The organism is Halobacillus naozhouensis (genome assembly GCF_029714185.1).
Lineage (GTDB): Bacteria > Bacillota > Bacilli > Bacillales > Halobacillaceae > Halobacillus_A > Halobacillus_A naozhouensis.
In genome coordinates, this window is record NZ_CP121671.1 from 3,988,555 (window position 1) to 4,008,401 (window position 19,847).

Sequence of the window (19,847 nt, forward strand, 5' to 3'; positions counted from 1 at the left end):
ACTTAATTAGCGAATCGTAAATAGTTTTGTCGAAAAGGAATTATATAAAAAATTTTTTGGAGGTGGCTTTCACTTGCTTAAATTCGATCACGTAACAAAAGTGTACGAAGGTACTAATAAAGCGGTTGATGACATGAACCTTGAGGTAGAAAAAGGTGAATTCGTTGTATTTATCGGACCTAGCGGCTGCGGTAAAACGACAACAATGAAAATGATTAACCGACTAATCGAACCTTCGAATGGAAGCATTTATATTGAAGAGGAAAATATTTTAGAAAAAGATCTGGTGCAACTCAGGCGCGAGATCGGTTATGTTATTCAGCAAATCGGACTATTTCCGCATATGACGATCCAGGAAAACATTTCAATTGTACCGAAGCTGTTGAAGTGGCCAGAGGAGAAACGGAAAAGTCGGGCAGCAGAGTTGCTGCAGCTTGTTGATATGGAACCAGAATACTTAAACCGCTATCCACATGAATTAAGCGGGGGGCAGCAGCAGCGTATCGGTGTCTTACGGGCACTTGCCGCAGACCCTCCCCTTATTTTAATGGATGAGCCTTTCGGTGCTCTTGATCCGATTACGAGGGATTCCCTGCAGGAGGAATTTAAAAAGCTTCAGCAGTCACTCGGAAAAACGATCGTTTTTGTCACACACGATATGGATGAAGCTCTTAAACTGGCTGACAGAATTGTGATTATGCGTGATGGGCAGCTGGTACAAGTTGGAACCCCTGATGAAATTCTTAGAAGCCCCGCAGATCAATTTGTTGAAGAGTTTATCGGCAAAGAGCGTTTAGTACAGGCTCGACCAAATATTCAGACGGTTGAACAAATTATGGGTTCTGACCCTGCAACAATAACAGAAGACAAAACATTGACGGATGCCATTCAGATCATGAAAGATCGCAGGGTCGATTCATTGCTCGTTGTAGATGATCAATATGTGTTAAAAGGATTTATTGATATTGAAATGATTGATCAAAATCGTAAAAAGGCAACACAGGTCGGTGAGGTGTTAGAGACAGAGCTTTATACCGTGAATGAGGGAACATTACTACGCGACACCATTCACAAAATATTGAGAAGAGGCATGAAATATGTCCCTGTTGTTGATCAGAACAAGCGTCTCCGTGGACTTGTGACGAGAGCCAGCCTTGCTGATGTAGTATACGACTCTATTTGGGGCGAAGAAGATCAACTCGCCACGACAGAAGTATAGGAGGGGATAAGATGGATCAATTGATAGAGTTTTTGGCGAATAACGGGAATCAATTGCTCATAAAAACATGGGAACACTTTTACATTTCATTACTTGCTGTTCTCCTTGGCGTTATCGTTGCGATCCCGCTTGGAGTGGCGCTCACACGTGTGCCTAAGCTAGCAGGTTTCGTCATCGGGACAGTTGGGGTTGTTCAAACGTTCCCAAGCCTTGCGATCCTAGCTTTCTTTATCCCTCTTCTTGGGGTTGGCAAAGTTCCCGCGATTGCAGCATTGTTCTTTTATTCCATGCTGCCAATGCTAAGAAACACCTATATAGGGGTTAAAGAAGTAAATAATAGCTTATTGGAAGCAGGACGGGGAATGGGCATGAGCGGCTGGCAGCGGATCCGGGATGTGGAATTGCCGCTTGCCGTACCAGTGATTATGGCAGGAGTCAGAGTATCCACCGTTTACTTGATTGGCTGGGCAACCCTTGCATCATTTATTGGTGCAGGCGGATTAGGTGATTATATCTTTAACGGTCTGAACCTCTACCGTCCAGATCTCATTATCGCCGGGGCAATTCCTGTAACACTATTGGCCTTAGTTACGGACTTGATACTAGGACGTCTTGAAAAACGTGCGACCCCTAAAGGGATAAGAACGGCTTAGAAAGGAGGATCATAAAAGGTGTTCAAAATAATTAAGAAACCCTTCATTGCATTATTATTAGTTACGACACTGCTTAGCGGCTGTTCATTGCCGGGGCTAAGCGGACCTGCTGAGAAGACTATTACGATAGGAACGTTAGGTACAGCGGAATCAGCTATTATGGGCAACATGGTTCGACTCATGATTCAACACTACACTGAACTCCAAACAGAGATGGTAACCAATCTTGGGTCGTCTACGGTGCAGCACGAAGCCATGATGTCCGGAGAAGTAGATATTACGGCTACAAGATATACAGGTACAGATTTGGTCGGTGCCCTGGGAATGGATCCTATTACAGATCCGGACAAGGCTATGAAAATTGTAAAAAGAGAATTCCAGAAACAATTTAACCAAACATGGTTTGACTCCTATGGTTTCGCCAATTCATATGCATTTACAGTAAAGAGTGAGCTGGCGGAAAAGAAAAACCTGGAGACTGTTTCAGACCTGGAATCCCTTGCTGCTAATTTGCGATTAGGAGTAGACAGTGCTTGGATAAGACGGCCGGCCGTAGGATACGACTCGTTTATAAAAAAATACGGGTTTGAGTTTGGTCGTGTCTTCCCAATGTCGATTGGTTTAGTTTATAAAGCCGTAGAAAGCGGCGAAATGGATGTTGTACTGGCCTATACCACAGATGGACGTCTCGAAGCATTCGACCTTGTAACGTTGAAGGATAATAAACATCTCTTCCCCCCGTATGATGCTTCACCGGTTGTCCGTAACGAAGTTCTGGAGAAGCATCCGGAGCTGCGTGACGTTTTACAAAAGTTAGCCGGTAAGATTGATACGGAACAGATGAGAAAGATGAATCATAAAGCCAACGTAAAAATGAAAGAACCAAAACTTGTAGCCAAAGAGTTTTTAGAAAAACATAATTACTTCGAATAAAGAATTACCAGGAGGTGAAGGTATCTTGGAAACACTTATGGATTTAGGACTGTACTATTCGCAAAATATGGGATATGTGTGGGAACAATTTTTCCGGCACTTTCTAATGTCTGCCTACGGTGTTTTATTTGCAGCCATGGTTGCTATTCCTGTAGGGATTATCATTGCCCGTCATGCTAGATTAAGTGCCTGGGTGATTTCATTTACGAACATTATCCAAACTGTTCCAGCCCTGGCTATGCTGGCTGTTCTCATGCTGGCTATGGGACTGGGAGCCAATACAGTTGTCTTTGCGTTATTCCTCTATTCCCTTTTACCGATTCTTAGAAACACATACACAGGTATTCGCAGTGTAGATCGGGCGCTGATCGAATCCGGGCACGGTATGGGAATGACGAAGTTTCAACTGTTAAGAATGGTAGAATTACCACTCGCGCTGTCCGTTATCATGGCAGGACTGAGAACTGCCTTGGTTATTGCCATCGGTATTGCCACGATCGGCACGTTTATCGGGGCAGGTGGATTAGGAGATATTATCATCCGTGGTACAAATGCGACAAACGGCGCAGCTATTATTCTAGCTGGGGCTATTCCAACAGCCGTAATGGCGGTTGTTGCCGACGTCGTCATGGGCTGGTTTGAGAAGCTGCTCTCACCAGTCAATGGAAAAAAGACGAATAATATGGAAAAAACAGCTTAACAGCAGGGGAGTGCTCCCTGCTGTTTTCATATATTAAATGGGTCTTACCCGATTAAGGAGGAGTTTTACATGCAAATTCTAGTAGAAAAAAATGTCCCCTGCACAATGCGGGATGGCACAGTGTTATATTCTGATATATACCGCCCTCATGAGGAAGGGGAATTTCCTGTATTACTGACTCGCCTCCCCTACAGTAAAGATTTACCTTTCTACTCCCACCGTTACCTTGATACAAACCGGCTTGTGGAGAATGGTTACATTGTCATTATTCAAGATGTGAGAGGGCGCTTTCAATCTGAAGGGGAATTTGAACCGTTTATTTACGAAGCACAGGATGGGTACGACACGGTTGAGTGGGCAGCATCATTACCTTACTCAATAGGAAAAGTGGGCATGTTCGGTCTTTCCTACTATGGTTTCACACAACTATTAGCTGCAACTGAACGCCCTCCTAGCTTACACGCCATTTTTCCGGCTCAAACGTTAAGTGACCAAAGGAAAGGAAACTTTTACTATGATGGTGCTTACGGATTGGGACTATCAGAAACCTGGGTACTCGAGTCCATCGCACCTGATCTTATAAAAAGAAAATATAATGATCCAGAAGCGTATAACGCGGCAATGAGCAAGTGGGCTAAGTGTGTAGATCATATCGAAAAGTGGTACCTTCATGCACCAATTAAAAATTGGCCGCCCCTAAAAGAGCTTGGGGTTGCGAAATATTTCTTCGAACAAGTAGAGCGCGATTTGAATGATGATGACTGGGACAAATCAAGCATCGCCAACCAATATAATCAAATAAATGTCCCTGCCTATCACCTTGGCGGATGGTATGATAGTCTGCTAGGATCCACAATAGATAATTATATTGAAATGAAAGCAAAAGCGGATGGTCTGAAAGTGGGGGAACAGCAAAGATTAATGATTGGGCCCTGGGCTCATGGGGATTTCGGCTCTTTGATTGGGGATAAGAAATTTGGAATCCACGCCTCAGAGGATTGGATCGACTATAAGGAAAACCTAACCGATCTTCATGTCCGCTGGTTTGATCATTGGCTAAAGGGTAAAGATACACAGATCACTGCAGAAGCACCGGTTAAAATTTTTGTCATGGGGATCAATCAGTGGCGTGATGAGCAGGAATGGCCGCTCTCACGCACAAACTACGTTCCCTACTATTTCCACAGCAAAGGAGCAGCTAACTCACGTTCTGGGGACGGATACCTCTCCACCATAAAACCAGATGAGGAACCGTCGGACCACTTTGTCTATGATCCAGAAAATCCTGTCCCATCAAATGGTGGAGGTACATTGCATGATGGAGTGAACACGACGGGGCCGCGGGACCAGAGAAACATTGAAGATCGAAGTGATGTCTTAGTCTATACATCAGCGGCCCTTAAAGAATCAGTTGAAGTTACAGGCCCTGTCAAAGTCAAACTTTGGGCATCAACAGACGCAAAAGATACCGATTTTACCGCCAAGTTAGTAGATGTGTTGCCTGATGGTACAGCTTACAATTTAACCGATGGTATTATTCGTGCAAGATATCGAAATGGCTATGAACCAGAGGCAGAGTTAAACGGTGAGATCGTACAATATGAAATAGATTTATGGGCAACGAGTAACGTATTTCTTACTGACCATCGAATAAGGATTGAGATTTCCTCCAGTAATTTTCCGCGCTTTGATGTCAATCTAAATACTGGGCAGACCATGTTGAACAGCAGTGAATGTAACCCTGCGGATCAAGTGGTTTATCACAGGAAACAATACCCTTCTCACGTCCTCCTGCCAATCATTCCAGCGGGAAAATAGTATGTTGTCACTGTGGGAATGTATCAAGTAGCTTTTTCTATGAGCAGCAAAAAGGCCCATTAATTCAAAAAAATGGGCCTTTAAGTTTTTTACCCAGAACTTGTACGTTTAAAATATAGGCCCTTTGTGGATTAATATGCTCTGTCGCTCGAAAAAATAGTACAGCATTTACGTGCTCTACTATGACAGCTGAGTCAATATCAGAGCCTTTTTATGTTTCAGCATGGCTGACTAACCTTTTTAATATTGAGACCTCCACAAGTGAAATGCTGCATATGCTCGCCAGTCTCCCCACCGCTCTGACAACTCCTCAACATAGTTAGTTGTGGGTTTACGATCCAATCCAAGCTGCTTTCTCAGGGCATGATGAATTCCAATGTCTGCTGCAGGAAAAGCTTGAGGTTGAAGCAGGCATCGCAGCATTACATATTCGGCGGTCCATACTCCTACACCTCTTAGCTTCATTAATCTGCTTTTCATCTTGTGATAATCCAGTTGTAAGAGTTCCTCTTTCGTTATTTCCCGGGAAACTATCGCCTTGGCTATCCCTATGACATACTCCGCCTTTCGTGTTGTGAATTGCAGTTTTCTCAAGTCACTTACTTGTAGCGAGGCAATTTTCTCACTATGAGGGTATAACCAATAGTCCTCACCTTGATACTCCAATCTTTCACCAAAATTCTCTACAAATCTCCTCTTTAATGTATAGGCAAAAGTGAGGTTGATTTGCTGCCCGATGACTGCCCAGGTTAACGCTTCAAACAGATCCTGAATTCCCACAATTCTTAACCCAGGGTGATTTGATACAAGGTTCTTTAAAATGGAATCACCTTGTGCCATTTTATAAAAGTCAGCCATATCTCTCTTAAGATCAAACCATTCACTAATATACACGGGGATCAGGTCACATTCTCTCTCTCCCGGCTTCCCAAAAGGAAACTCAACAATTAAAGACTTTTCTGTACTTCTCATCTTAAGTAGGACTAGAGACTTGTTCACCATGAGAAGCTTTATAATCGATTCTCCTTCAGCTTTATGTAAAACTTCCTGAGGAGAGCGGTTGAGGTAAACTAAACATTCTTTAAAGCTAAAGTCAGATGCGGTGGGTATTATAAGGTAATGGCCATTGTGCATTATAAGCCTCCTAACCAGTTATAATTTGCTTTAGGTTAGGAATATCTTAACATAAGAACGCATCTCGAAGGTGCAGGCTACATCGGGAACAAAAATGGACCTCCCTTTTTACCTTAAGCACTGGTCAGGAAGGTCAGGATCTATCTTTTACACCTCAACTCCTTAATCAACAACGATGTAGGCTATCATTGGTCCATTAGACTGAATATCTGAGTGAGTGGTGCAAATAAGCTTGTATACGCCTTCTTCATCAAACTTTAAATCAACGATCGTTTCTTTCCCTTTCTGGACTACCCCTTTAACATCTGTACCCTCAATTCGAAAAGGATGTTCCTTCCCACTCACACCATAAATATTCAATCTGAATGGTTCCCCTTCTGACACATAGATCGTTCCCGGGTCCCAACGGTATGCTTCGATTTCTTCCCCATCAGCAGTTTTTGACTTGAACTCCCCTGTCACGAGATGAATAATTCGTGTGTCTGCACTTGCCGGTTTGGAAAGGGTAGGGACAGCCTCACTCCCCCATAACGAAGTTCCAATGAAAAATGCAAGCGCCATCGCCACCAGTATACCGACAAACACTCCAATTTTCCTTTTAGTAATAAATAAAATTTTCACAAGTAATCCCTCCCATGGCTTGTTTACTTATGCATATGCAATCAATCCATAGGAACTTGTCTAATTTTTTCAATGTGAAAAGAAAAATCAGCCCCCATCATAAAGGAAGCTGATTTCATATGTGTTGAAGATTGGCAAATGCTCATGCCGGTGAAACTTTAACTAAATCATACCTTTTGAATGGTATGAAGCTGTTCACCCAAATACTTAGCAAGTGCGAGCATTCCGTAAACATCCGCTTTGGCCTCAGCATCAGAGTTATAGTTTGTATTCGTGTTGACATCATAGGTGTAAAGCTGTCCACTTTGGTCCTGAATGGCTTCGATTCCGGCAACTTGGATATCATTTATTTGAAGAAATTCCTCATATTGCTCCAAGATCGGATGATGATAACTTTCAAGAATCTCGAACTTAGCTCCACCTGTTTCTTGTTTTCCAGTAGGGCAGTACATATCGTCAATCGTGCAAGCATCAGCAGGACACAATTCAAATCCCTCAGATGTATCGACTTTAACAGCATATAGAAACTTTCCGCCAACGAATTCATGTCGTACGATATAAGGCTCTGGTGCTTCTACATACTGCTGAATGAGGGTAACGCCGTCAACTGGATCCTCAAAGGAGTCTCCATAAACATACTCTTTTAATGCTTCGATAGAGTGAAAAAGTTGAACTCCCTGACCTTTCCCAGCACGATTGTGTTTGGTGATAAAGGGAACTAAGTCCAGCTTTTGGGCTGCTTCAATAATCTGATCCTTGCCAACAGCTGCGATCGTTTTCGGTGATGTGATACCAGTACCATTCAAAGCCATATACTGGTTCACTTTGCTTACCTCAAGGCGTAGAGCTCTACTACCATTGATAACGGTCCGATCATGTCGCTCAAGCCATGCCAGAACTGCTTCCGTGAATTCAGGAGCAAAGCGATGGTCCCTCGTATGAGAAGATGCACTTATACGGTTGTAAAAAATACCTTCTGGAGGCTCGTTAGATAAGTCAATATTTCCTTGGTCCAGATACCATAGCTCAAAAGGTAACTGCAATTCTTTTAATCGCTTCGTTAAATGTTCCGTCCATTCATCGTTTTCGTGCAATACATAAATTTTATTTTCCACGGATCAAACTCCTTTCCTAGATGCTAAAGGTATTAATGATACTTTGAATATAACATATTAAACCGACCTTTTTACCTTGTTATGCTCATAGCTTTTCACGAAAGGAATTAGCAGATAGTAATAGTTACAATTTTGTAAGAACTTAAGAGACAAAATACGACATAGAATTAGATGCGGTAATGTTTCCTAATTTAGGAGAAAGGGGACATTGGTGAATAAGCATAAACCTCATGTCCAGTAACTGGTGAATTTCTAGAGTTCACAGAATTATTGAACCAATCTTTCGAATTTAGACGATGAGTAAATCATCAATCATATTGTGACAGTATGGAATGTGATCAAAGGCTCAACAAAATAAGAATTAAAATCCAGAATGAGGTGAATCAGATGAAGAAAGCAGGATCAGAAATTGATATTACCCTGGAGGTAGTATGCGGAAAGTGGAAAGGGCTCATTTTATGGAAGCTTCTCCACGAGAAAGAAGTGCGTTTCAATGAACTGCGCCGCTCCATTGAAGGCAATATATCACCGAGAATTTTATCACGAGAACTCCGAAAACTGATGGATGATGGATTAATCGAACGCATTGATTATGGGATTTCCCCTCCAAGAGTAGAATACCGAATTACTACATATGGAAAAACCACATCACCCTTCCTTAAAATTATGAATGATTGGGGTATGGAGCATAAGCGTTTGAATGCCACCAAAAAGGAAATGGCACAAATCATTAATAAAGATGAACCAGAAGTCAATCACACTTAAGGGGGAAGCCCTGATTTTATCCAGGGCTTTCTCTTCTTAATTTTCATCGGCGGGGTATTTAATCCCCATTTGTCTTCTTGCTTCTTGAAGAATCTGTGTAGCAATCAGCGTGTTTTTATGAGAGTTGACCGTGGATTGTATTTCACCCTTTTGAACCAGGTTAACAAACTCCGCAAGCTCATAATACATCGGCGGATGAGTATTCTGCTCCTCAAGACGATCAACTGACCCATCATTATAGCAAATTTTAATGTTTCCTGGTTCTGAAATATTTGGGATCATTATCACCCCTTCTTCTCCTTGAATTTCAGAAGGTGCATAAGAATGATTGATTTTCGAATGAGTGATGACAGCCTCCAACCCTTCATATTCAGCCAGAATACTACCTTTTCCATCTACACCTGAAGCAAGCCTTACTCCATTTGCTTTGATCGACTTCGGTTCTCCGAACAGCACTACTAGAGGGTACACCCCATACACACCTAAATCCATCAAAGATCCATTGGAGAAATCAGGGTTAAATGCATTGAGGACCGTTCCATCTCGATAAGCATCGTAGCGTGAGGAATACTTACAAAAGTTCCCTGTGAAACGACGTACTGTTCCAATTTTATGTAACTGCTCTCGGATGCTGACAAAGCCTGGCATCAACGTTGATTTTACGGCTTCCATTAAAAGCACGTGATTGGTTCTCGCCACATCAATCATACGAGCTGCTTCGCGTTGGTTGGAGGCTATAGGTTTTTCACATAAAACATGTTTCCCGTGCTCCATTGCTGTAATCGCCTGCCCGGCGTGGAATGAGTTTGGACTGGCTACATATATAGCATCGACCTCTTCAGAACCACACATTTCCTCGACTGAGGTAAACGTAAGTTCAGCTCCATATTTCCCGGCAAACTCTTTTGCTCGTTCTTCTGTTCTCGAATAGACAGCTTTTAATTCAAAATGTTCCACATGCTGCCCTGCTTCGATCATTGACTCTGTTATAAAGTTCGTTCCGATAACGCCAAAACGTATCATACAGCTCACTACCCCTTTCTCTTATAGTGTAACAGACGATCCTGTTTGCTTAGGTCACTTCCTTATCCCAACCATGATTATAGAGGAAGGTTGCAACAGCACGTTTGAATTTTGTTTCTTCCTCTACAAAAGGATAATGATTACTATGTTCAAACACCACTAGCTCGGAGTTTGGAATAAACTCCTTCATTTCAAGAGAATACTCTAATGGACACTGGACGTCATGTTCGCCGCAAGTAATCAGCACAGGTGTCTTAATAAAAGATAGTTTCCTGCTGACATCAAAGATGGGAAGCTCCCTAACAAAATAATTCATTCGGACGGCTGACATCTTCTTGTGAATATTTCTGCAAAACAACTCTTCATAGCTATCAGGTTTATGCAGGGACAGCCTGGTCCGCTCAACAGTTAACTTTTGCCGCTTGCCCTTCGATAATTCACTACTCTTTAATGCTTCAATGAGGTTTTGCATGCGCTGAAATTGCGGATGGTTATCATTATAAATACATCCCTCGGAGAACGTCATATATTCCCTTGCTGCTGCCCCTGCAATAACTAGAAAATTCAAGTGCTCGGAAAATCGAATGCCATATACAACCCCAAGCATCCCGCCGGTAGAATGACCTGCAAACCCCCATTGTTTCAAACTTAACGCTTCCCGAATAGCCTCCAGGTCAAAAACGGATTCAAGCATACTTAACTGGTAAGGCTCCTCGGCTTTTGCAGAGCCTCCTGACTCACGTAAATTTACTATGTAAACTGTGTTCGTATCCGTGAACGTTTCTGCAAAATAATCACCTGACTCGTTATATTGCGAGTACAGATGGGTTACACATAAAGGTGGTCCGCTCCCTTGTGTAAACACCTCAAATACTCCCCGATTCGTCTTAATCAAATCCCTCTTCCAACCGCTCACAAGCCATCCCTCTTTCCTCTGGTTTATCCTATATTTCGATACCCCCCTTATAAAAACCTCCCCTAACCAAAAAGCCCGCACATCGTGTGCAGGCTTTAATCTTCAATAAGCTTCAGTCCTATTTCTGCTAACACAACCTGACCTTTTCGAGTAGGATGAACATCACCCTTTATAATATATTCAGGATGCCCTTTAAAAGCTTTATATGCATTCGCCATTTCAACATTAGTAAAACGACTTAACAGTTCAATGAGAGAGCTATATTGTGCATTAATATAGCTTAGCGGGGCTTCCAGCTTGTCACCCGCTTCAGGGTAAGGATTATAAATGTTATAAACAATGATATCACCCTGTGTTAATCGTTCCAGCTCGATAACAGTTGAATAAACATTAAAGATTAGATCGCGGACCACAAGAGCTACTTCCTCCATTTTTATTCCCTTAAGACCTTTATTTTCTTTCAAAAGGTTCAAAAGGTCATTTCCCCCTATACTTACCACAACATAATCAGCATGTTTGATCGTATTGCGAAACCTATCGTTTGTCCGAACGGCTTTAAGCAGCTCAGATGACGTCATTCCTGGGATACCAAGGTTAGTTACCTCTAGACCGGCTTCCTCACCCATGATGTAAGGAAATGCCTCACCTGAAGGCAAGGTGTTATCATTCGTTAAATTATACCCATAGGGAATGGAGTCCCCGATTGCGACAAGCTGTTCTGACTCCCTTGCATAGATGTGGTGAGGAGCAAGCACAGCTCCAAAAAACAGAAAGACTATGCAAAAAAGGGTCGATAATTTTTTCAAAATCAGTCACCCCTTCACCACGGATTATTATATAATCCTGCTTACTGCTCAGTATTCCAGAAATGAAGAAAATCACTCATGTAAAAACCATCCTTTATTTTCCGTAAAAAAGACGCCAAAATAATTCGGCGCCTCCATGTTTATTTACTTATAAAGAGTTGGGTCCAGTGCTGGCCATCTTTCGTATAACCGACACCAATTTGGGTTACTTGCTCATTCATAATATTTTTACGATGGCCTGGACTATCTAACCAATCCTGAACCACCTCATTGGGAGTCTGCTGGCCAACTGCAATGTTTTCTGCAGCATAACTAAACTCTATGCCGAATTGTTTCAACATTTGAACAGGATTGCCATAAGTCGGGGAGGTGTGGGCAAAGTAATCGTTTTTTGCCATGTCAGTTGATTTTTTCCGGGCAACCTTGGATAATTCACTGTTTATCTTGAGAGGCTTCAAGCCGTTCTTTTTGCGGGCCTGGTTGGTTAATTGAACCACTTGTTCCTGAAAAGAACCTGTTACCTCGTCAACACGTTGGTCATTTGTTCCGGTATCATCACCATCTGCCTCGAAACGATCAGAATTTGGTGCATCGTTATTATGGTTTTCCATAGGCAGACCAGGATCTGTGCCTTCGAAAGGAATATTAGCACTAAAGCGATTTTGCTCTCGTTCCAACTCCACTTTTTCGCGCTGTTCTGGGCCATATTCTACCTGATTATAATCATAAGACTCGCGTTCCAAAGCTCCCTCGTCCCCTGCACCACATGCTGCAAGGACCGCCATGATCACAGCGGTGTAAACAAGCAAAAATAAAGACTTTCTCATCTTTCATCCTCCTTAAGGAATTGATCATCATTACTATTTGCAACGATTAAAAAAATATCCTTAAAAGTCAGAAGAGGAAAGTCATGAAAAGAGAACACAGAAATATCCTGGCGCTAGCATAGCACCAGGATCCATTATTACAACATATTTTCTTGTAGACGGAAACAGACCACTTTGGATTCAGTCATTGATTCCATGGCGTAACGAACACCTTCACGACCAACCCCGGATCCTTTGGTTCCACCAAAAGGCATTGCATCAATACGATAATCACTGCTGTCATTAATCATGATGCCACCTACGTTCATGTGCTTAATTGTGTAAAAAGCATGATGAATGTTGCTTGTAAAAATACCTGCCTGCAACCCATAATCTACATCATTGGCCAGTTCCACCGCCTGGTTCAAATCAGTGACGGGCTGAATAAGCACGACGGGACCAAAAATCTCCTCTTTAGCTATTTTGGCCGATTCAGGAACATTCGTTAACACGGTTGGATAATAATACGCCCCTTCACGCTTTCCACCAACTGCAACGGTTGCTCCGGCAGATACCGCTTCATTCACCCATAACTCTACACGCTCTGCTTCTTTCTCCTCAATCATTGGCCCTATATCTGTCAGTTCATCCATCTTGTCGCCAACCATTAATTCTGCAGTGCGAGTAACAAACGTGTCCAGAAATTGGGAGTAAACTCCTTTTTCCACGTATATACGCTGTACCCCAATGCAATTTTGCCCAACTGCTGAGAACGCTCCCGATACAGAAGATTGAACGGCATCGTGGAGATCAGCATCATTTAGAACAATAACGGGGGAGTTGGATCCAAGCTCCATACTGACTTTTTTAGTCCCGGCTTTTTGCGTTATCCGTTCTCCTACGTTTGGGCCGCCCGTGAACGATATCATTTGAACAGCTGGATGTGTAACAAGTATATCCCCAAGTTCCCGGCCTGAGCCAGTAACAACTGACAAGAAACCTTCTGGAAGACCGGCTTCAACAAAAGCTTCTGCCAACTTCAGCGCACTTAGCGGGGTTACAGAAGCAGGTTTCACAACGATTGCATTGCCAGATGCAATCGCAGGACCAATTTTGTGAGCCACCAAATTCAAGGGGTCATTGAATGGAGTGATCGCTCCAACTACTCCCACAGGGAATCGATAGTGATAACCTACGCGATTTTCACTTCCCTCATTTTGATCAAAATTAATCGTTTCTCCATTCATCCTTCTTGCTTCTTCCGCACTAATTTTAATCGTTTGTGTGGCTCGCTTTACCTCCCCCCGAGCTTCATTAATCGTTTTACTTCCTTCAGAAGCAATAATGCGAGCAAATTCTTCGGCATGATCTATCATATAGGAGACGACCCGCTCAAGAATGGTAATTCGTTCATGCGTCGGCCAGACTTGCGTATTTTGATAAGTCCGCTCAGCTTTATCAATAGCGAGAGACATATCCTGTTTAGAAGCCAAAGGAACACGGGCGATCACTTGGCTGCTCTGAGGGTTGCGCACTTCAAATGTCTCTTCTCCACTTACCCACTTCCCGCCGAGTAACATTTTCATCTCCTTTACCTTTGTGTGCATTTACTATCCCCTCCTTTATAATTTCGCAGGCTGTCTCTCCCTTTGATAATGAATTAAATCAATCAACAGCGAAAAGCCAGTTTCTTTTAACCCTGCGCCCGCTCCTGTCAACAAAATAGGTCCGGCTAAATCGCATTCATAGACAATCGCGTTTGTAGCACCGGTTACTCCTGACAGCGGATCGTCTGCATCGATACGTTCAGGCTTCACACTGGCCCTAACCGTTCCCTCTTCATTTTTCACCCGAGCGAGTAAGCGTAATTTCTTCCCTTCCCGTAGTGCATCCTGTACTTGGTCAACGGTGACCCCACTAATTCCTTCACACTCAACTTCAGTATGAGATAGTGATTCCCCCATTAAATAGTTGGCTAAAATAGCTGCCTTATAGCGAGCGTCATAACCTTCCACATCACTAGTAGGATCCGCTTCAGCATAGCCAAGCTGTTGTGCTTTTTCTAAAGAATCTTCGTAAGAAAAACCCTTTTCCATTTCCGTTAGAATAAAGTTGGTCGTGCCGTTGAGAATTCCTTTAATTTCTGTTATCTCATTGCCAGCAAGTGTTTCAACAGGCATTCTCAGCGCCGGAGTACCACTCATTACCGTACCTTCGAACCCAAAGAATACACCCTGATCTTCAGCAAGCTCAGCTAATTCTTTATAGGCTAAGGCTACGGGACCTTTATTGGTCGTCACCACACTTTTCCCGTGTTCAAAAGCAGTGCGGCAGTGAGTAATCGCCGGTTCCCCCGTATTAACATCTGTAAAGGTAACTTCCACTATGACGTCAGCATTTGAATGGATAATGGTATCTGTACTGCTCCAGCCTTTTTTTGCCTGAGGCCCCCCGGGAATACCCTCTACCGTCCCATCAGTTCGAACAGCTTGCAGAAGATTCTTCACATCGAGGCCATCCGGATCATATATCGAACCTTTCATCATATCGGCAACCGCTACGACCCTTGTATTAAGACCATATGAACGACTCAAACTCTTTTCACGCTCCATTAAAATCTCTGCAAGAGCCTGCCCGACGCCGCCAAAACCAATGAATGCTATGTTTACCATTACGCTCACTCCCCCTCACGTTGGTGTAGAAGCTGATACACGCATTTCAGAAAAACCCCTATACCATCTGATAGTGCTTCTTCGTTAATATCAAAACCTGGATGATGCAAGCCGCGCTCTACTTCTATCCCGCACCCAAGGAAAAACATCGCACCAGGCTTACGTGCTGTCATGTGACTGAAGTCTTCACTCCCCATTCCAAATGGTTCGTTTACGATTTTCATACCAGCGGCTGCATCACATATGACTTTGTTGATAGCTGGATCATTAACAAGAGCAGGTTCACCACGATGAATCGTCAAATCAAAATCTCCGCCTAATGCAGTAACTACGCGCGCAGCTCCCTCAATCTCTTTTATAAGCAGCTCGCGTACTTCTTTCTTATAGGATCGGATCGTTCCTTGTATTTCAACTAACCCAGGAATTACATTGTTGGCTTCTCCAGCATGAATCTGCCCAACACTAATGGTCCCGACTTCGAGAGGATTTACTTTCCGACCGTTTATACTGTACAGAGCCTGCAGCAAGTATGTCGACATCCACACAGGATCCTTTGTATGATGAGGGTATCCCCCGTGCCCACCATTCCCTTTAACGATCAAATAAAAGTCATCATTATTAGCCATACTAGGACCATCGTGGATCTGAATTTCACCCTTTTTCCGCCACGGACACATATGAAGGGCAAGGACTGCCTCCACGTCATCCAGTACGCCGCATTGCAGCATTTTCAAGGCTCCTGTCTCACCTAAAACATCGCAATCCTCTTCAGCCGGCTGAAAAATTAACTTAACAGTTCCTTTAAAAAGCTCTGTATTCGCATCTTCTGCTAATAACTTCGCTGTACCCAATAGGATGGAAATATGGGCGTCATGACCACAAGCGTGCATGACACCCGGATGCTTAGAACTATAGGAGAGCCCTGTTTGCTCATAAATCGGCAGGGCATCCATATCTGCCCGAAGTGCTATGACAGGCCCCTCCCCTGTGGTGAGGGTCGCTACTACACCATATCCCCCAACGTTTTTCTCAATAGTATAAGCTTCAAACGAACCCAAAATCTGCGCGATTGTTTCGCTGGTGGCTTTCTCTTGGAAACTAAGTTCCGGAAACTGGTGAAAATGGCGCCTCCACTTAATGACTTCAGGGAGAATGTCTGCTGACCTTTCAACTAAGTCCGACAATTTAGTTGTCACAGGGGTACCCCCTTAATTTTTGATCATGATATTTGATGGCAAAGCTTTAAATGCCTGTTCCAGATCCTGTTTCAAATCATCTATATCCTCAATCCCTGCGGAATAACGAATCAATCCTTCAGGAATGCCCATGGCTGCCCGCTCTTCAGGTGTGCATTCAACATGGCTGGTGGTTCTGGAGGGTCCAACAACCGTTTCCACAGATCCGAGATTTGCTGCTCGATTTGCGAACTTTAATTTTGGCAGCAAATGACGAACTGTTTCCACACCGCCTTTAACGGAAAAACTGAGCATACCTCCAAAACCGTTCATTTGTTCTTTGGCAATATCATGGTTAGGGTGATTTTCCAGTCCAGGATAAAATACATCCTCTACCAGCTCTATACCTTTGAGAAATTCAGCAATTTCATGAGCGTTTTTATTTTGCTGATCAATGCGGAGCTTTAACGTTTTCATTCCGCGCAAAAGCAGGTAGGCGGCCATCGGATCGAGTGTTGCACCGTTGATTTCACGATAGTGATATACAGTTTCAACGAGCTCCTTACTTCCACAGACAACTCCACCAAGAGCATCAGCATGACCGCCCAGGAATTTTGTCGCACTGTGAATGACCAAATCTGCCCCTAATTCCAGTGGGTTTTGGTTGACTGGCGTAGCGAAGGTGTTATCAACTATTACAATTGCTCCTGCCGCTTTCCCCGCCTTCGCCATTCGTTTAATATCCGTGATTTTGACGGTTGGATTTGTCGGGGTTTCTAAATATAGCACTTTACAGCCTCTTTCAATCTCTTGCTCTATAGCCTCATGATCGCCTGTTTCACAAAGCATTACCTCTACTTGCTGCTTAGGGAGAAATTCCGTGAAGATTTTGTTTGTACCACCATACGTGTCTTTAATTGAAACGATTCTGTCCCCTGGAAACAGCAATGTTCCCAGCGTATTACTAATCGCAGCCATGCCTGTAGAGAAACTTGTAGCCGCTTCTGCCCCTTCGAGAATTTTGATTTTGTCTTCAAAAGCCTGAACGGTTGGGTTTGTGTTACGACCATAAATGTGGCCTTCTTTGTTGCCCACTGCTACTTCATACCATTCATCCATGTCGTCATATCCAAATGAGACACTATGAACTACAGGTACTTGCGTGGCTCCAAAAGCAAGTTGCTCTCTCTCACCGGCCCAAATTGATTTCGTACTTAATTTAGCTTTATTCATTAGAATCATCCTCCTTAGAATTTAATAACTCCCAGGCATATCGGGCTATTTGTGTATCTTGCACACCTGTGCCTGTTAAATCACAAATAGTAAGTTGTTGATCATTTGATCGACCTGGCTTCTGCCCGCTGGTTATTTCTCCTAATTCATGGACTTGGTCCAGTATTTCCTTATTTGAAACGGTTCTAAGTTCCCCCAGCATCATCGACTGCTCCTTAACATCACACACAACTAAGTCCGCCTTTTTGATGACGTCATTCTCTAGTTCCTGCTTATGCTGAGCATCTGACCCCATGGCCGTGACGTGCTGACCTGCGTGGAGCCACTCCGCTTTAAGAACGGGTTCTGTGGCCGGGGTGGTTGTAATGATCACATCGCTATTGCTGACAGCTTCGGATGGTGTCTCCTTAACGTCTACACGCAAATCAAACGTTTTTTCAATGAGAGCTTTGTATTGTAGAGCTCTTTCAGGATTACGCCCATAGACAAAGACTTGATCGATGGGCCTGACATTTGTTAGAGCTTCTAACTGGTATTTAGCTTGTGATCCGGTGCCTATGATGCCAACGGTGCGGCTGTCTTCACGGCTTAAATGCTTCGCTGCCACAGCGCCTGCAGCAGCTGTACGAATATCTGTAAGCAAACCGTTATCCGCTAAGACTGCCTTGGGTTCACCTGTCGTCGTGTCAATAAGGATCATCATCCCATTTGCGCTGGGTAAGCCAAGTTTCGGATTGTTAAAGAAGCCAGATGAAAGTTTGACGGCAAAGCTATCATACCCTTCTACATAAGCAGATTTAATATCGACTTCTCCGTTACTAGCTGGAATATCAATACGCATAATCGGCGGCATAGTTACTTTCTTCGTCTGTAATGCTGTGAATGCGCTTTCAACCTCTGTGATAACCTTAGAGTTAAGCTGAATCACTTGTTGTATCTTTTCTTTTGAATAAAGGCGCATAATGTACACCTCCTAACTGATTTGACCATTTGAACTAATGTTGTAAGGATCATGTCTAACAACTAATTCTTGCGGATAGGTCGTAAACCTTTCTGTTCCTGTCTCTGTAACGCGGAACGTCTCACTGATCTCAATTCCATCGTGATCGAACCAAAGACCTGGGATCAGGTGGAATGTCATGTTTGGCTGTAAGACGGTAGTATCCCCCCTGCGAATACTTGCTGTATGCTCTCCCCAATCTGGTGGGTAATTCAACCCTACGGAATAACCAAGTCTGGATTCCTTCTCAAACCCATGCTTTTGAATACTCTTACGCCAGACCTCTTCTAAGTCACCGCAAGTCATACCTGGTTTAGCTGTCTGAAGCACATTTTGTATTCCTTCGGTCACGACAGCAGCCAAATGCTTTAACTTTTCACTAGGCTCTCCAATCGAAACCGTTCGAGCTAGCGGCACATGATACCGTTTATAACATCCTGCCAGTTCGACGATTACCGCGTTATTTTCAAGAAAAGGTCTGTCTGTCCAAGTCAGATGAGGAATCGACGTATGGTCACCAGTAGGAAGCAATGGAACAATGGCTGGATATTCACCACCAAATTCAGGTGTACCCCGTACCAGATGATAATAGATCTCTGCGGCCGTATCACACTCTCGCCCGCCTGCCCGGATGCTTTCTACTCCTTTGGTCATGGCCAGATCTGCAATCGTGGCAGCCCGCTTCATGTATTCAATTTCTTGATCCGATTTAACCATCCGAACTCTATTGACGAGTACCGATGCATCTTGGAATTTCGCGTTAGGCATTCCCTGCTTTAATCGCTCAAGAGACATTGCCGTAAAATAATATTGGTCCATCTCAACACCTATGTGACGATTTCCCTGCCCAATTTGAGTTAATATTTCTGAGATAAAATCCATTGGATGATAAACACTTGAATGAACATAGTAATCAGGGTATGAGATGATATTTTCATCATAGATCCATGTCTTGACCCGGGCCCCGTTTGCATCCTGGAAGCGTCCAATCCATATAGGTTGAGGTTCATCAATTATAATGACAAGCATTTGATGAACGTAAAACGACCAGGCATCGTAACCAGATAAATAATTCATATTAGCTGGATCAGTAATCAGCAGGACCTCAATCCCTTTCTCATCCATGCGATTCTTTGTTTCCTTAAGACGATTTTGATATTCCAAAATATCAAATGGAAGCAACATGTATTTCCCTCCCGCCATTATCTGAATATTTGAATGACTATTACATTCATTGTATTCAATAGGCCTTTATTAT

19 protein-coding genes are annotated in these 19,847 nt (G+C 43.3%); 6 read left to right on the plus strand and 13 right to left on the minus strand.

Translation table 11 applies throughout. The annotated features are described in order from the left end of the window. Positions 1–73: 73 nt before the first annotated feature. The 5 genes from P9989_RS20375 (at position 74) to P9989_RS20395 (ending at position 5,323) form a co-directional block, all read left to right on the plus strand. Positions 74–1,219: a betaine/proline/choline family ABC transporter ATP-binding protein gene (locus P9989_RS20375; protein ID WP_283076668.1), complete on the plus strand. Its 1,146-nt coding sequence runs from the start codon at positions 74–76 to the stop codon at positions 1,217–1,219. Between the two features lie 11 nt (positions 1,220–1,230). Next, complete coding sequence (locus tag P9989_RS20380; protein ID WP_283076669.1) at positions 1,231–1,872, plus strand: ABC transporter permease; 642 nt, start codon at positions 1,231–1,233, stop codon at positions 1,870–1,872. A gap of 18 nt (positions 1,873–1,890) precedes the next feature. Further along, complete coding sequence (locus P9989_RS20385) at positions 1,891–2,805, plus strand: osmoprotectant ABC transporter substrate-binding protein (protein WP_390305665.1); 915 nt, start codon at positions 1,891–1,893, stop codon at positions 2,803–2,805. Positions 2,806–2,830: 25 nt separating this feature from the next. Beyond that, positions 2,831–3,505, plus strand: coding sequence for an ABC transporter permease (locus P9989_RS20390; RefSeq protein WP_283076670.1), 675 nt, complete (start codon positions 2,831–2,833; stop codon positions 3,503–3,505). Positions 3,506–3,574: 69 nt separating this feature from the next. Further along, the gene (locus P9989_RS20395) at positions 3,575–5,323 is read left to right on the plus strand and encodes a CocE/NonD family hydrolase (protein WP_283076671.1); all 1,749 of its coding nucleotides are present in this window, start codon (positions 3,575–3,577) and stop codon (positions 5,321–5,323) included. Positions 5,324–5,563: 240 nt separating this feature from the next. Here the strand turns inward: P9989_RS20395 and P9989_RS20400 are convergent, their stop codons facing one another. From P9989_RS20400 to P9989_RS20410, 3 genes are all read right to left on the minus strand, one after another. Next, positions 5,564–6,457, minus strand: coding sequence for a DNA-3-methyladenine glycosylase family protein (locus P9989_RS20400; protein ID WP_283076672.1), 894 nt, complete (start codon positions 6,455–6,457; stop codon positions 5,564–5,566). Between the two features lie 162 nt (positions 6,458–6,619). Further along, positions 6,620–7,078 (minus strand): cupredoxin domain-containing protein, encoded by a 459-nt coding sequence (locus tag P9989_RS20405; RefSeq protein ID WP_283076673.1) that lies wholly within the window; start codon positions 7,076–7,078, stop codon positions 6,620–6,622. A 167-nt stretch (positions 7,079–7,245) separates the two neighbouring features. Then, entirely contained in the window at positions 7,246–8,193 is a 948-nt protein-coding gene (locus P9989_RS20410; RefSeq protein ID WP_283076674.1) for an ATP-grasp domain-containing protein, read from the minus strand. A gap of 387 nt (positions 8,194–8,580) precedes the next feature. On the opposite strand from P9989_RS20410, the gene P9989_RS20415 reads away from it, so the two are divergent. Next, positions 8,581–8,958, plus strand: coding sequence for a winged helix-turn-helix transcriptional regulator (locus P9989_RS20415; protein ID WP_283076675.1), 378 nt, complete (start codon positions 8,581–8,583; stop codon positions 8,956–8,958). 36 nt (positions 8,959–8,994) lie between these two features. Here the strand turns inward: P9989_RS20415 and P9989_RS20420 are convergent, their stop codons facing one another. The 10 genes from P9989_RS20420 to P9989_RS20465 all read right to left on the minus strand — a co-directional run bounded on the left by P9989_RS20420 (position 8,995) and on the right by P9989_RS20465 (position 19,774). Continuing rightward, positions 8,995–9,981, minus strand: a complete 987-nt coding sequence (locus P9989_RS20420) for a Gfo/Idh/MocA family protein (protein ID WP_283076676.1) — start codon at positions 9,979–9,981, stop codon at positions 8,995–8,997. A gap of 49 nt (positions 9,982–10,030) precedes the next feature. Then, complete coding sequence (locus P9989_RS20425) at positions 10,031–10,897, minus strand: alpha/beta fold hydrolase (RefSeq protein WP_283076677.1); 867 nt, start codon at positions 10,895–10,897, stop codon at positions 10,031–10,033. A 95-nt stretch (positions 10,898–10,992) separates the two neighbouring features. After that, a complete protein-coding gene (locus P9989_RS20430; protein WP_283076678.1) occupies positions 10,993–11,703 on the minus strand; it encodes an SGNH/GDSL hydrolase family protein in 711 nt (236 codons plus the stop codon). 140 nt (positions 11,704–11,843) lie between these two features. Then, a complete protein-coding gene (locus tag P9989_RS20435) occupies positions 11,844–12,530 on the minus strand; it encodes a CAP domain-containing protein (protein WP_283076679.1) in 687 nt (228 codons plus the stop codon). Positions 12,531–12,667: 137 nt separating this feature from the next. Next, positions 12,668–14,116: an aldehyde dehydrogenase family protein gene (locus P9989_RS20440; protein ID WP_283076680.1), complete on the minus strand. Its 1,449-nt coding sequence runs from the start codon at positions 14,114–14,116 to the stop codon at positions 12,668–12,670. A gap of 15 nt (positions 14,117–14,131) precedes the next feature. Further along, positions 14,132–15,181 carry a homoserine dehydrogenase gene (locus P9989_RS20445; protein WP_283076681.1) on the minus strand — a complete coding sequence of 350 codons (1,050 nt, stop codon included), beginning with the start codon at positions 15,179–15,181 and terminating at the stop codon, positions 14,132–14,134. A 5-nt stretch (positions 15,182–15,186) separates the two neighbouring features. Continuing rightward, positions 15,187–16,377 carry a M20 metallopeptidase family protein gene (locus P9989_RS20450; RefSeq protein WP_283076682.1) on the minus strand — a complete coding sequence of 397 codons (1,191 nt, stop codon included), beginning with the start codon at positions 16,375–16,377 and terminating at the stop codon, positions 15,187–15,189. A 12-nt stretch (positions 16,378–16,389) separates the two neighbouring features. Further along, the gene (locus tag P9989_RS20455; RefSeq protein WP_283076683.1) at positions 16,390–17,589 is read right to left on the minus strand and encodes a cystathionine gamma-synthase family protein; all 1,200 of its coding nucleotides are present in this window, start codon (positions 17,587–17,589) and stop codon (positions 16,390–16,392) included. Continuing rightward, positions 17,582–18,550: a cyclodeaminase gene (locus P9989_RS20460; protein WP_283076684.1), complete on the minus strand. Its 969-nt coding sequence runs from the start codon at positions 18,548–18,550 to the stop codon at positions 17,582–17,584. The genes P9989_RS20455 and P9989_RS20460 overlap by 8 nt, the downstream gene beginning before the upstream one ends. A 12-nt stretch (positions 18,551–18,562) precedes the next feature. Next, positions 18,563–19,774: a M24 family metallopeptidase gene (locus P9989_RS20465; RefSeq protein WP_283076685.1), complete on the minus strand. Its 1,212-nt coding sequence runs from the start codon at positions 19,772–19,774 to the stop codon at positions 18,563–18,565. Positions 19,775–19,847 lie beyond the last annotated feature (73 nt).

Bases quoted from the DNA above. Each gene is read 5' to 3' on its own strand.
- P9989_RS20380 (WP_283076669.1), top strand. From the start codon at position 1,231: ATGGATCAATTGATAGAGTTTTTGGCGAATAACGGGAATCAATTGCTC.
- P9989_RS20395 (WP_283076671.1), top strand. From the start codon at position 3,575: ATGCAAATTCTAGTAGAAAAAAATGTCCCCTGCACAATGCGGGATGGC.
- P9989_RS20400 (WP_283076672.1), bottom strand. From the start codon at position 6,457: ATGCACAATGGCCATTACCTTATAATACCCACCGCATCTGACTTTAGC.
- P9989_RS20415 (WP_283076675.1), top strand. From the start codon at position 8,581: ATGAAGAAAGCAGGATCAGAAATTGATATTACCCTGGAGGTAGTATGC.
- P9989_RS20420 (WP_283076676.1), bottom strand. From the start codon at position 9,981: ATGATACGTTTTGGCGTTATCGGAACGAACTTTATAACAGAGTCAATG.
- P9989_RS20435 (WP_283076679.1), bottom strand. From the start codon at position 12,530: ATGAGAAAGTCTTTATTTTTGCTTGTTTACACCGCTGTGATCATGGCG.
- P9989_RS20440 (WP_283076680.1), bottom strand. From the start codon at position 14,116: ATGCACACAAAGGTAAAGGAGATGAAAATGTTACTCGGCGGGAAGTGG.
- P9989_RS20445 (WP_283076681.1), bottom strand. From the start codon at position 15,181: ATGGTAAACATAGCATTCATTGGTTTTGGCGGCGTCGGGCAGGCTCTT.
- P9989_RS20455 (WP_283076683.1), bottom strand. From the start codon at position 17,589: ATGAATAAAGCTAAATTAAGTACGAAATCAATTTGGGCCGGTGAGAGA.
- P9989_RS20460 (WP_283076684.1), bottom strand. From the start codon at position 18,550: ATGCGCCTTTATTCAAAAGAAAAGATACAACAAGTGATTCAGCTTAAC.
- P9989_RS20465 (WP_283076685.1), bottom strand. From the start codon at position 19,774: ATGTTGCTTCCATTTGATATTTTGGAATATCAAAATCGTCTTAAGGAA.